This is a genomic window from Flavobacterium sp. (genome assembly GCF_031537875.1).
In the GTDB taxonomy this organism is placed as follows: domain Bacteria; phylum Bacteroidota; class Bacteroidia; order Flavobacteriales; family Flavobacteriaceae; genus Flavobacterium.
In genome coordinates this window covers 17,269-30,053 of record NZ_JAVKNB010000011.1, presented here as the reverse complement: position 1 = coordinate 30,053, position 12,785 = coordinate 17,269, and the positions used below count along the sequence as shown (strand labels likewise).

Annotated in this window: 12 protein-coding genes; 2 read left to right on the top strand and 10 right to left on the bottom strand. The window is 32.8% G+C overall.

Going from position 1 to position 12,785, the window contains the following annotated elements; all coding sequences use genetic code 11:
• Window positions 1–26: 26 nt before the first annotated feature.
• The gene (locus tag RMR09_RS07425) at window positions 27–923 is read right to left on the bottom strand and encodes a tail fiber protein (protein ID WP_310595166.1); all 897 of its coding nucleotides are present in this window, start codon (window positions 921–923) and stop codon (window positions 27–29) included.
• A 113-nt stretch (window positions 924–1,036) separates the two neighbouring features.
• On the opposite strand from RMR09_RS07425, the gene RMR09_RS07420 reads away from it, so the two are divergent.
• Window positions 1,037–2,155 (top strand): hypothetical protein, encoded by a 1,119-nt coding sequence (locus RMR09_RS07420; RefSeq protein WP_310595165.1) that lies wholly within the window; start codon window positions 1,037–1,039, stop codon window positions 2,153–2,155.
• A gap of 169 nt (window positions 2,156–2,324) precedes the next feature.
• Here the strand turns inward: RMR09_RS07420 and RMR09_RS07415 are convergent, their stop codons facing one another.
• The 7 genes from RMR09_RS07415 to mtgA form a co-directional block, all read right to left on the bottom strand.
• A complete protein-coding gene (locus RMR09_RS07415) occupies window positions 2,325–3,191 on the bottom strand; it encodes a hypothetical protein (RefSeq protein WP_310595164.1) in 867 nt (288 codons plus the stop codon).
• 73 nt (window positions 3,192–3,264) lie between these two features.
• Entirely contained in the window at window positions 3,265–3,690 is a 426-nt protein-coding gene (locus RMR09_RS07410) for a hypothetical protein (protein WP_310595163.1), read from the bottom strand.
• A gap of 37 nt (window positions 3,691–3,727) precedes the next feature.
• Entirely contained in the window at window positions 3,728–4,249 is a 522-nt protein-coding gene (locus RMR09_RS07405; RefSeq protein ID WP_310595162.1) for a hypothetical protein, read from the bottom strand.
• Window positions 4,250–4,261: 12 nt separating this feature from the next.
• Window positions 4,262–4,801, bottom strand: a complete 540-nt coding sequence (locus tag RMR09_RS07400; RefSeq protein WP_310595473.1) for an RNA polymerase sigma factor — start codon at window positions 4,799–4,801, stop codon at window positions 4,262–4,264.
• Window positions 4,802–5,055: 254 nt separating this feature from the next.
• The gene (locus RMR09_RS07395) at window positions 5,056–6,258 is read right to left on the bottom strand and encodes a PepSY-like domain-containing protein (RefSeq protein WP_310595161.1); all 1,203 of its coding nucleotides are present in this window, start codon (window positions 6,256–6,258) and stop codon (window positions 5,056–5,058) included.
• 441 nt (window positions 6,259–6,699) lie between these two features.
• The gene (locus tag RMR09_RS07390) at window positions 6,700–7,938 is read right to left on the bottom strand and encodes a multidrug effflux MFS transporter (protein ID WP_310595160.1); all 1,239 of its coding nucleotides are present in this window, start codon (window positions 7,936–7,938) and stop codon (window positions 6,700–6,702) included.
• A gap of 22 nt (window positions 7,939–7,960) precedes the next feature.
• The gene (gene mtgA / locus RMR09_RS07385) at window positions 7,961–8,656 is read right to left on the bottom strand and encodes a monofunctional biosynthetic peptidoglycan transglycosylase (RefSeq protein WP_310595472.1); all 696 of its coding nucleotides are present in this window, start codon (window positions 8,654–8,656) and stop codon (window positions 7,961–7,963) included.
• A gap of 215 nt (window positions 8,657–8,871) precedes the next feature.
• Here mtgA and RMR09_RS07380 point away from each other — a divergent pair, with 215 nt between their 5' ends.
• Complete coding sequence (locus RMR09_RS07380; protein ID WP_310595159.1) at window positions 8,872–10,767, top strand: S9 family peptidase; 1,896 nt, start codon at window positions 8,872–8,874, stop codon at window positions 10,765–10,767.
• A gap of 39 nt (window positions 10,768–10,806) precedes the next feature.
• Here the strand turns inward: RMR09_RS07380 and RMR09_RS07375 are convergent, their stop codons facing one another.
• Window positions 10,807–11,271 (bottom strand): DinB family protein, encoded by a 465-nt coding sequence (locus RMR09_RS07375; protein WP_310595158.1) that lies wholly within the window; start codon window positions 11,269–11,271, stop codon window positions 10,807–10,809.
• Between the two features lie 152 nt (window positions 11,272–11,423).
• Window positions 11,424–12,770, bottom strand: a complete 1,347-nt coding sequence (gene accC / locus RMR09_RS07370) for an acetyl-CoA carboxylase biotin carboxylase subunit (RefSeq protein ID WP_229317833.1) — start codon at window positions 12,768–12,770, stop codon at window positions 11,424–11,426.
• Between the last annotated feature and the right edge of the window lie 15 nt (window positions 12,771–12,785).

Sequence of the window (12,785 nt, the reverse complement as noted above, 5' to 3'; positions counted from 1 at the left end):
AAAACGGCTATAAAGGAGAAAAAAAATTATATTTTAATAATATAATTGACACCGTAATTAACTGGACGAGTTTCTGTGGCTGCACCATTTAAGTCAGTATTACCATTTACACTGTGGTTATGATTACCCGCGGTCAAAGTGCTAAATTGTCCAATTATTTGTCTATCAGTGGTGACGGCTGACTCTTCAGTAACTTTACTATCTCTTGAATCATAAGCTCCATTATCTGAATTAGACCTCCTGTTAAGAGGGTGCCAGTGAGCCCCAGCAGTGTTGGTAGTTAATGCTACATTATGTGAATGTGCTTTAACATCATCTTGTTGCACTGTTTTTAGATCAGGGCCTACTTTTCCATTTCCTATGCCTACACCACGTAAAAACATGGCGCGCAAATCAGGAGTGTTATTACCAGCAACAATTTTTAATCTATCATAATAAATCCCACTCGGTATAGCAGTTCCATCACATAACAACCAACCGTTTGGGGCTGTCGTGCCAATGTATGGCATAATTGAACCTGTTGGCACACCATTCTGCGCATACAGTGCATAGGGAACGGTCTGAAGTTTTTCGTCTGAAAAAACTACGCTTCCAGAACTTACCCTTAAATAAGCTGATTGTGTGCTAATTAGATTCGATTGGTCTTGGCTAATGCTCACAACATAAGAAAAGACACCAAAATTATCAGTTTTGACCGTAGTTACTGCAGTAGAAATGATTGTTGGTGTGGTAGATGTACCCACTAGATAATATACTTCAAATTTCAAATCTAATTGATCAATATTGGCTAAAGCCTCATTATTAATATCTCTAGCAATTCCCTGAACAGAAATTCCAGATGAGGTAACATTGGTTTGTGCAATTGCTTTTGTATTTGCGAAAAATACTATCACAATACTTACTAATAGATAAAATTTTTTCATGATTCTAGACGAGTTACATTGTTTAAAAAACAAATATCAATCATCAACTAACAAAAAAAAATTATGTAGTTAGTAAAAGCCTATATTTGTAACACATTTTGATTATTTGACACATGTTTTTAAACGTTGTATCTTTACTCGTTGGCTTTTTGTGCCTCTTTTTAGTGGCACTCATGTTATGTAGCTCAAAGCCAACCCAAAAGTCAAACGGTTATTTAATCATTATTTTATTTGTAGCAGGATTACAGCGTTTTGTGAATTCAATTGAAGTCTTGGGGTTTATAAATACTACTTTCAGTCCTCTAAAAATAAAAATGACACTTGCTTTTTTCATTATCCCTTTTTACTATTTATTTTTCAAAAGACTAATTCGCAAAAAAAACAATCTCAAGAAAGAAGCATTGCATTTTATACTACCTTCATTATTTGTTGCCTTTGATTTTATTGTTACAGATTATACCATCAGCTACTATTGGTATTTAATTTTTTCTTCTACCTATTTTATTTCTATTCTGGCATTACTAAATGAATTGTTTCAATTAAAAAAATTAAACATGCTAGAAAAGAGGAATTATAAAACCATTAGGGGCTGGGCAATATTAATGGCTACTATAACTTTCTTTTTAGTTGTTTACTCTAATTATTTTTTATTGAGTGACAAAGACCCAAAAATAAATCTGAATACATTTTATAGTTTTTCTTCCCTTTTATGGTTAGTCGCATTAATTTATATTTTTAGAAAGCCCGCTATTATATTTGGTGAACATTATTTAATAAAAAGTATTCAAAAAGAAAATCAACAAGATATTTTAATTTGGAGTGATAAACCTTTGAAAGAAATAGAAAGCAAGGATCAGCTATTATTTCAATCTATCATTGAAACAGTTGAGACTATAGTACTAAATATTCAAAAATTACAAAACAACACTTCATTTATATCTATTACCACTCTAACCTCAAAGACTATAGCAAAAGAATTGAAACTACCTAAAAGTCATCTGGACATAATATTCAAATATTATTGCTATTATTCGATTAATGAATTTGGCAATTTGGTAAAGATTTGTTATGCCTTACAATTAATAAACGAAGGTTACTTAAATAATTATACCGTAGAATCTTTGGGAGAAAAGTGTCTGTTTAATTCCCGTTTCACTTTTTCTAAAAATTTCAAAAAATTTATTGGTGTTTCTGTTAGTAATTATACAAAAGAAGGCCAGAATGAAATATAAAATTCAAACATAAATGTCCTACTAATTATAAATTTATTTTTAAGGCCATTTTTTATTTTATATCGAACACATAACCTTAAAAAACCCAATTGCTTAATTCGGTTTTAAGTCTATATTACCCACTTTTAAAACCATAATTATATTTAAATTATATAGTTATGGTTTTTTATTATAAATCAAACAAATAAGCTGCCGAAAAATTAAAATAACTAGTGTTTTTTAAATTAGTTTCACTTCCTATCGCAGAAGGAAAATTAACGTTGTAACCCAATTCAAAATCAAAAGAATTAGCACTAAATTGAATCGGTAAATTTAGTTGTTTATTGATTAAATAAAATTGTTTATTAGTTGTATAATCTGTTACTATACGACCATTCTGGATATACGTCCGAGATAACTCAACGGTTTGGTCTCCAGCAATTATGCTAAATTGAGGTCTAATATCCAATCTGTATCTTGGCGAATTAAGTAATTTAAGTACAAAATAAGTGGTAGATGCTACTTGGAATGCTTTGTCATTACCAAACAAATAAGAACCTGATAGTTGTGTGCCGATTGTTCTCTTTTTATTCTTAATTCCAAACCCAAGATTAATATCATTTTCAAATGAGTTAGAAAGACCATTGTTGTAAAAATATCTGGTATACGAAGTAAAATATTTAAACGTATTGTTTTTGCCCAAACTTTTTCCGTAGCCAAGATTAACAGTAGTTAAATCCCATTTTGGATCAAATTTATCATAATAAATTCCAGACACATTTAACGACAATCCTGAATAATGCAGATAACTTATTTTAGGACTCAGGCTATATTGATGAACGCCTATATCTCGTCCTGAAAAATAGGTGTTACTATTATAATTCATCGAAAGATACAGAAACTGATACTTTGTAAATGAAGCCAAAACCTCATCTAAAGTTTTATTATTTTGAAATAACTCATCAATAACATCATCCGTTTCTTTATCAGACAACTCCTGAGAGGATGCGATAAAAACTGCTGAGAAACAAAGAAGTAAAGTGAAATATTTTTTCATTAAGTCATAAAATTAAAAAGTAAGTAATTGAACTAATCAACCACTTACTTAAACACAAAATAAGTAAATAAATTTAATTTTTTCTTATTCTTCTTTCTTTTATTTCGCTTAATTTTTCACGTATTTTATTCTCATTTTGAGAATGTAACTGTTGGCGTTGCTCTTTTGTAAGTGTCGTCTTAAACTCTTCTTTAAGCGCTTTTGCTTTTTCTCTATTTTCATTTAAAATGGCTTTTTGAGCATCTGTAAATGTTGCTACAAGAGCCGCTTGTTGTTGTTCTCTAGTCAAACTTCCATCCTTTAAAATAGCCAATTGTTCAGCAGTCAACGATGCTTTGAAAGCCTCTCTATTAGCTTTCATTACATCGCGCTGTTCTTGTAATAATTTTTGCTGCTCAACAGTCAAATTCTCTTTAAGTTCTTTTTCTTGAGCAAAAGTCTTGGTACTACCTAAAAACAAAGTGATGGTAATGATTAAAATTGTAGTTATTGATTTCATTAGCGGGGTTTTTTATATTCTATAATTATCTTTAAACCTATATGTCTTCTAAAATTGAACTTTCTATGTATTTGTCTACCTCGGCTTCTTCTACAAATAATGATTTGACTAAGATATCATTTTCATTTTGAACTACATTATCTGCATTCGTTTTTTGATGTTCAATGTGTTTATTTGTATTAGATATAACTGATTCTAAATTTGTATTACCCTGATTGGAATCAGACTGCACTACCGATTGATTTATTTCATCCGAATTGTTTACTAAAGCTATTGAAGACGCATCAGTTCCTGAAATAGAATTAGCTGAAAACTGAAGATACACAACCAAGCCTAATATCAGAACGATACTAGCGGCTACTTTCCAGATACTATTTTTATGTAAAAACCAATTTATAGTAAGACTTTTATCCTGAGAAGTTTTACTTAAAATTTCATTTTTAGACTGGTTAAAATAACCCTCTGGAAGATTTAACCCCAATTCCTCTTTGTGGATTTGAGTTAGCTTTTGATCATGTAACTGACTAATCTTCATTTTATTGTTCATTTCTTTCTCCATTGTGTACCTAATTTAATCAACCTTTTTTAAAGTCAAAATATCAATGTTTTCAATTTTACTTTGAATAATACTTACCGAATTATAATAGGATGTTTTCAAACTTCCTTCTTTCATCCCTGTGATTTCGGCTATTTCTCTAAATTTCATATCATCATAATATTTCATATTAAATATTTCTCTATGCTTATCCGGCAATTCAGATAATATTCGGTGTAATTTTACTTGAAGTTCATTCCCTTCAAAAAAAGAATCTTCCATTAAATTATCCAAATATTTCCTATTCACATCATCTATCGAAATATGAAACTTCTTTCTATTTTGTTCTATAAATCGAAGCGATTCATTATAAGCAATTCTGTGCATCCAGGTATATAACGAACTATCTTGAGAAAACTTTGGCAACCCTTTATAAATTCTAATGAAGGTGTTTTGCAATACATCATCGGCATCCTCATGAGTACCTACCAACTTTCGAATAAGCCAATACAACTTCACCTGATAAAGATCCAGTAATTTATTAAAGGCAGCATCCCTTTGGTTATTGCTAAGCAATTTTTTTACAAAATCAACCTGATTATCCAATACTGAATTTTTAAATATTAAACCGCTATTCAACTATTAGACCCTAATAATCTCATTTAGTTTTAAAAAGCATCCACTTTTTTTTATTGGTATAAAAATAATATATTTTATAATAGCAAATAAGCTCGGAAAAACTCTTGTGTTGTCCTTTTTAATACATAAAGGCTATCGCTTATACAGATAGCCTTTATGTGTATTTAAATTGAAAAGGGAAACTTTCTTAATTAATTTTTTATACCTAAAAATGCTCCTGTAGCACTAAAATTTAATTTTAATTGAACTCCTGCAGCAGTAGTAATTACAATATCGTAAGTTCCATTTGATTCTAAATGTGCCTCTTTAATAATAGCACCTGCGTAATTAGTAGTAATATAATTCTTAATAGCAGTTACTAAATTGGTAATCGCTACTGGAGATAAATTAGAGGGAAAATGATTGTTAGTATTTGAACTCAAGGATACAAAAGTACCTGTTGAATCAAATTTCAATTCTAATTTTAGGCTGTCTGCAGTAATAATATGCACTTCAAAGCTACCATCTGCTTCTCTTTTTGCACCCACTATTGTTGATCCTACATAATTAGTGCTGATATAGGTTGTAATTGAAGCTGATAAATCAGCAATTGCAATTACAGTTCCATTATCTGAGTGATGAATATCATCTGAACTCACTGCAACAAAATCACCCGTAGCAGAAAAATTAATATTTAGCTTAGCTCCTGATGCTGTAGTAACAAACACATCAAAACTTCCATCCGATTCTTTATGCGCTGATGTAATTGTTGCTCCAGAATAGTTAGTTGAGATATAAGTAGTAATGGCTGGCAATAAATCAGCTATAACCACTGGTGTGTGATTATTATTGTGATCATGTTTATGATTTCCATTAGCTTTTAATGCTTTTGCAGCAACAAAAGTACCATCTGCTTTAAAATTTAATTTAATTTTATTCCCATCAGCCGAAGTTATCATTACATCAAATCCTCCATCTGATTCAACATGTGCATTATTAATTACAGCACCCGCATAATTCGTAGTAATGTAAGTCGTAATCGCAGGTAGTAAATCAGCAATAGCTACATTAGTTTGTACTTTAGCCGAAAGAAATGCTCCTCTAATTGAAAAAATTAATTTAGTTACCACTGCATTTGCTGTTGAACTAGTCGACTTAGCTGTTGTACCTGACGTCTTCGCGACATAAGCTACATATGTTCCATCAGATACTAAGTTTACTTCTGTAGTACTAGCTCCTGAATAATTAGATGCTATATAAGCTGAAGCAGAAGTTGGTAGAGCAGTTGCGGCTACCACTTCATAAGAAGTTGCTGTAGCAGCAGTTGTTGCTGCTGATCCAACAGGTTCATTACTAGAACAACTAAAAAGCATTGCTGAAATAGCGAAAGCAAAAATAATTTTGTGATTTTTCATTTTGATTATAATTTAAGATTTAAGATTATGATTTTTCATTTTGATTATAATTTAAGATTTAAGATTATGATTTTTTAATTTGATTGAAATTAATTCTTCTGATACGTCTATTTTTCATAAACGACTCAAGCCTTTTTAAAACTGTATTAAAAAGAGACATAAAAAAATAAACCCTAATACATAGTATAAGAAATACAATATATTATTGTGAAGATAGTCGGCAAAATGTTTCAATGGTTCCATATCTAATAATTTATTTGGTCTATGTTAGGTTAGACCTGAAAACATTTAAAAAGTTTTTTTATTGGAATGAAAATAATTTAAAAATAGTATCTTAAAATAAAAATTAACAAATAAACACTTGATTTTTAGACTACTAAAAAATAAAAAACCTCAAGTTGCCTTGAGGTTTTTTATTTTTAAAAATTATTATTTTAAATCCTATAAAGTACTAATCATCTCTATCTCTTCTTCTTTTACCAAAGTAGCACTAGCCTGTTTTTTAATTTTTTTACGACCAAAATAAAATAGTACCGAAGCAAATAAGGAACAAAATGCCATAATACCAATCATAGGTAATGCAGTTTCATTTTGTAAAAAACTTACCATAGCCGACATAAATGCACCTATACTCATCTGAATAAACCCCATAAGTGCCGAAGCACTTCCTGCATTACTACTAAAAGGAGCCATTGAAAGTGCGGTAGCATTAGGAAACAAAAATCCTTGGCAACACATAAAGAAAAAAACTAAAATAATAGTTGAATATAGATTACCCCATCCTAAAAGAGTAATGGCTAATAAAACAACAGCAACTATGTTTTGTATAAGTAAGGCCCATTGAATAATTTTTTCAGAAGAAAACCACCTCAAAATAAAAGTATTAAATTGACTTGAACCTATTAAACCAATAGCAATTGTTGCAAAAATCCAAGAATAATAATTCTCACTTACTTTAAATAAAACCATAAAAACATAAGGAGATCCACTGATGTATGCATATAATCCGGAATAAGCTACGGCACTTGTAAACGTATAAATAGCAAATTGAGAGTTTTTAATAACTGTGCTATATCCTTTAAGAATAGCCTTAGGTCTCAAAGAAAAGTTAGGGTCGGGCTGTTTACTTTCAGGTAATAAAAAATAAATCCCCCCAATAATTAACACTATAACAACCACGAGCGCCCCAAAAATATAACGCCATCCAAATAATAATGTAATATATCCTCCTAATGTTGGCGCAATGATTGGAGACACTGCGACCACCAACATTAAAGTTGAAAATACTTTTGCATTATCTTTAAGTTCAAATAAATCTCTAACCATCGCTCTTGCAGCCACCATTCCTACACAACCCCCTAAGGCCTGAAAAAGTCTAAAAATAATTAATGTATCGACTGATAAAGCTATTGCACATGCTAATGAGGAAAGCGCATACAGCACTAAGCCAAAATACAATGGTTTTTTCCTTCCAAACCGTTCCAATAATGGTCCGTATATAAGTTGTCCCACTGAAATTCCAATAAAAAAGGAAGACAAAGACAACATCACAGAAGATACTGATGTGTGCAACCCTTTAGCAATATCTGGGAAAGCGGGCAAATACATATCTATCGATAATGGTCCTATTGCCGAAAGCAATCCTAAGATTAATATGAGATATAATTTCTTTTTGTCCATTATCTAAGTTAAAGAGTGAAATTTAATACTGAATCTTTCCTATATGTTGCATTACTCGAACAATTCTAGCTTTTCTTTTATTGATAAATGCAGTCGAATTAGATGCTTTGAATTTTCTAGGATTGGGTAAAATAGCGGCAATTCCCGCAGCTTCCATTTTAGTTAAACTCGAAGCATCCTTTCCATACCAATATTGTGTGGCAGCATGCGCTCCATAAATACCATCCCCCATTTCAATACTATTTAAGTATACTTCCATGATGCGTTCTTTACCCCAAATCAGTTCAATTAAAACCGTAAAATAGGCTTCCAACGCTTTTCTAAAGTAACTTCTTCCCTGCCATAAAAACACATTCTTAGCTGTTTGCTGAGAAATCGTACTTCCTCCTTTTATTCGTTTCCCATTGGAATTGTTTTGAAATGCTTTTTGCATGGCACTAAAATCAAACCCATGATGTCTCAAGAAAGTCCCATCTTCGCTAGCGATAACTGCCTTTTGCAAATTCATTGAAATATTTTCAATTGGCTCCCAATTGTGTTCAAAATGAATGGGTTTTTTATCCAACTTATTTTCAATAACCCGAATCCCCATCAAAGGCGTAAACGGCACAGGAACAAACTTGAAAAATACTACTGAAAAAACAGATAGCCCAAAAAACCACAATAACCCTTTATATAAAATATGTTTTAACTTAACCATAAAAAAGAATCTAGCCATGTTCAAAAAAAACACCGTTTGAATTGGCATAAAAATAATACTTTTTTGGAGCTATCTCCAGCTGTCCACTATATCTTTTTCTTTTTTTATCCCAAAACCTCTCCTCTTCAAAAAAAGAAAAAGGATGCCGCTCCCATCTGGGCTAAAAATTCGCATTAAAATCGTGTTTCTCATTAGAATTAATTATTTTTATAGACTCAAAAACATTGATTTTTATGAAAAAAATAATTTTTTTAACTCTAATCGGTTTAAATGCCATGGCGCAAAACGTAATGACTCCCGAATTACTATGGAAATTGGACAGAATTAGTCCCTTAGGAATTTCTAAAGACGGTAAAAATATCGTCTATAAAGTAAGTACACCTTCTGTGGCGGAAAACAAATCCAATTCAAAAATCTACACTTTGCCTATTTCTGGAGGTACCCCAACCGAAATTAAAGATACTAAAAGTGTATTAGCTGATAAAAACGTTTCTCCTGACGGAAAGTATATCGTGTATAACGAAGAAGTGAAGATTGACAACGTTCACGGAAAAGACTTTTATCCAGAACTACAAAAATCAGAGGTGCAAATCTACAATGGTTTGGATTATCGTCATTGGGACACTTGGAACGAAGGAAAATTCAATCATATTTTTTATAAAGAAAATAAAGATGGAGCTGTGGGGATTGACATCCTAAAAGGAGAAAACTTCGATAGCCCTCAAAAACCTTTTGGTGGTGACGAAGATTATATTTGGTCGCCAGACAGCAAAAGTATTTTGTATGTATGCAAGAAAAAAGCAGGAACACAATATGCTATTTCAACTAATACGAACATTTATCAATACGATTTGGCCGCCGGAACAACCATCAATTTAACTGATGGAAATGAAGGGTACGATACAGCACCCCAATTTTCATCTACTGGGAATTTAGCTTGGCTGCAAATGAAACGCGATGGTTATGAAGCCGATAAAAACGATATTATAGTGGCTTCCAAAGGAATGAAGTTCAACTTAACGGCAAATTGGGACGGAAGTGTTGATCATTTTTTATGGAGCAAAGACGGCAAAAGTATCTTCTTCATTGCTGCTGTTGACGGAACCAAACAACTTTTTGAAGTCAATTTCCCAGGGGTAACAAAAATAGCCATTCAGGTGCGCCAAATTACCAATGGGGATTTTGATGTAAATGATATAATTGGTTTTTCAGGAGATACTGCCTTCTTAACTCGTGCCGATATGAATCATGCAGCTGAAATCTTTTCATTTAATTTAAAAAAGAAAAATTGGATTCAATTATCCAATGTAAATACGGCTACTTACAGTACTTTGGCCTTAAGCAAAACGGAAAGACGCTATGTAACCACCACTGATGGCAAGAAAATGTTGGTTTGGGTCATTTTGCCTCCCAATTTTGATGCTACAAAAAAATACCCAACGCTATTGTATTGCCAAGGCGGTCCTCAAAGTGCTTTAACACAATTTTATTCGTACCGTTGGAATTTTCAATTGATGGCAGCCAATGGCTATATTGTGGTAGCACCTAATCGTCGCGGAATGCAAGGACATGGTGTAAAATGGAATGAGCAAATCAGTAAAGATTGGGGCGGACAAGTAATGGACGATTACCTTTCAGCAATAGATGACGTGGCAAAAGAATCTTATGTAGACAAAGCGCGTTTAGGATGTGTGGGAGCAAGTTATGGTGGTTATTCTGTGTTCTATTTAGCTGGAATCCACAACAACCGTTTCAAAACGTTCATTGCTCATGATGGGGTTTACAATACGCAAAGTATGTTTGGCACTACCGAAGAAGTTTTCTTTAACAACTGGGATTTCGGAGGGGCTTATTGGGAAAAAGACAATGCGGCAGCTCAAAAAAGCTACACCACATTCAACCCAATGACTTTAGTCGAAAAATGGAACAAACCCATCTTAATCATTCAAGGAGGAAAAGATTTTCGTGTGCCAATTGGACAAGGACAAGAAGCATTTCAGGCGGCTCAACTTCGTGGTATAAAAAGTAGATTTTTGTATTTCCCAGAAGAAAATCACTGGGTATTGAAACCTCAAAACGCACAAGTTTGGCAAAAAGAATTCTTCAAATGGCTGAAAGAAACTTTATAATCTAAAAAAATAAAACCTCGTCAATGACGAGGTTTTTTATTACTTATTGTTGACAATATCTTCAATGATATTCAAATGATGTGTAGTATGAATTTCAAGAAAACGAATCGTTTCTTTTAGTTTGAGTTTTCCAAAATACGGATGCTCAAAATAGTTGTCTCTGGAAACTAGCTCCAACGATTTAACTGTATCTCTTGCTTTTGCTAAATGGTGTTCTAGGTCAGCACATGTTATATCTGCTTTTGGAACAACCACTTTAGGTGCTTTTGCTTTTCCTCTTGGAATTTTTTTGGTTGCCAAAACCATTATCTTAATTAAACTAAACTTCCAGTGGTAGTCTTTAGGATTGGACTTATGTACAGCGCTAACAACACCATTGATGGTTAAAAGCGAATGTTCAATTTGCCATCCGACAGTGGATTGTGATACTTGTAAATTGATAGTTTCATTTTTAGAAATATAGTGTTCTAATTGATTCAATAAAGCATCTAAATTATTTTTCATTTTCTGAATTTCGGTTAGTTGGCGCTATGCACTAATCAAAAATACAAAATCTTTAATCGAAAAAAATAATTATATGATAATACATAGCCTATTATTTGAAACAAAAAACCTTGCATCGCTGCAAGGTTTTTTATGAAATATATTTTTATTTCTTATTCCGGATCATTCATTTTGAATGTGTCCATGAAAGCAGTGGTATAATCCCCCGCAATATAACGAGGATCGTCCATCAACTGTCTGTGGAACGGAATAGTTGTTTTAACGCCTTCAATAACGAATTCGTCTAAGGCTCTTCTCATTTTGCTAATCGCCTCTTCACGTGTTTGCGCTGTTGTAATCAACTTAGCAATCATAGAATCGTAGTTAGGCGGAATAGAATAGCCTGAATATACGTGAGTATCTAAACGAACTCCGTGACCACCTGGCATGTGTAGCGTAGTGATTTTTCCTGGTGAAGGACGGAAATCATTGTATGGATCTTCAGCATTGATACGGCATTCGATTGCGTGCAATTGTGGCAAGTAATTTTTACCTGAAATTGGCACACCAGCCGCAACTAAAATTTGCTCACGAATCAAGTCGTAATCAATTACTTGTTCTGTAATTGGATGCTCCACTTGAATACGCGTATTCATTTCCATAAAATAGAAATTACGGTGTTTGTCTACCAAGAATTCTACTGTTCCAGCTCCTTCATATTTAATATATTCGGCAGCTTTTACAGCAGCTTCTCCCATTTTTAGACGCAATTCATCCGTCATAAATGGAGATGGAGTTTCTTCAGTTAATTTTTGGTGACGACGTTGTACAGAACAATCTCTTTCAGAAAGGTGACAAGCTTTTCCGTAAGAATCTCCAACCACTTGAATTTCGATATGACGAGGCTCTTCGATTAATTTCTCTAAGTACATTCCGTCATTTCCAAAAGCGGCAGCCGACTCTTGACGAGCGCCTTCCCATGCTTTCAATAAATCTTCTTCTTTCCAAACCGCACGCATTCCTTTTCCACCACCACCCGCAGTGGCTTTCAACATTACTGGATAACCAAATTGATTAGCTAATTCAGCTGCTTGTTCGTACGATTCTAAAATCCCAACAGAACCTGGAACACAAGGAACTCCTGCTTCAATCATGGTAGCTTTAGCCGAAGCTTTGTCTCCCATTCTATCAATCATTTCTGGAGCGGCACCAATAAATTTGATTCCGTGTTCTTGACAGATTTTTGAGAATTTTGAATTTTCTGAAAGGAAACCATATCCTGGGTGAATTGCATCAGCATTAGTAATCTCTGCTGCAGCAATAATATTGGACATTTTCAAATAGGATAAATTACTTGGAGCGGGACCAATACATACTGCTTCATCTGCAAATTTTACGTGTAAACTTTCCGCATCAGCAGTAGAATAAACAGCAACTGTTTTGATTCCCATTTCTTTGCAAGTACGAATTACACGAAGTGCAATCTCTCCTCTATTTGCAATTAATATTTTTTTAAACATACTTTTTTGTTTAGA

Coding starts and splice junctions, on each gene's coding strand:
- RMR09_RS07425 (WP_310595166.1), bottom strand. CDS start 923: ATGAAAAAATTTTATCTATTAGTAAGTATTGTGATAGTATTTTTCGCA.
- RMR09_RS07420 (WP_310595165.1), top strand. CDS start 1,037: ATGTTTTTAAACGTTGTATCTTTACTCGTTGGCTTTTTGTGCCTCTTT.
- RMR09_RS07415 (WP_310595164.1), bottom strand. CDS start 3,191: ATGAAAAAATATTTCACTTTACTTCTTTGTTTCTCAGCAGTTTTTATC.
- RMR09_RS07410 (WP_310595163.1), bottom strand. CDS start 3,690: ATGAAATCAATAACTACAATTTTAATCATTACCATCACTTTGTTTTTA.
- RMR09_RS07405 (WP_310595162.1), bottom strand. CDS start 4,249: ATGGAGAAAGAAATGAACAATAAAATGAAGATTAGTCAGTTACATGAT.
- RMR09_RS07395 (WP_310595161.1), bottom strand. CDS start 6,258: ATGAAAAATCACAAAATTATTTTTGCTTTCGCTATTTCAGCAATGCTT.
- RMR09_RS07390 (WP_310595160.1), bottom strand. CDS start 7,938: ATGGACAAAAAGAAATTATATCTCATATTAATCTTAGGATTGCTTTCG.
- mtgA (WP_310595472.1), bottom strand. CDS start 8,656: ATGGCTAGATTCTTTTTTATGGTTAAGTTAAAACATATTTTATATAAA.
- RMR09_RS07380 (WP_310595159.1), top strand. CDS start 8,872: ATGAAAAAAATAATTTTTTTAACTCTAATCGGTTTAAATGCCATGGCG.
- RMR09_RS07375 (WP_310595158.1), bottom strand. CDS start 11,271: ATGAAAAATAATTTAGATGCTTTATTGAATCAATTAGAACACTATATT.
- accC (WP_229317833.1), bottom strand. CDS start 12,770: ATGTTTAAAAAAATATTAATTGCAAATAGAGGAGAGATTGCACTTCGT.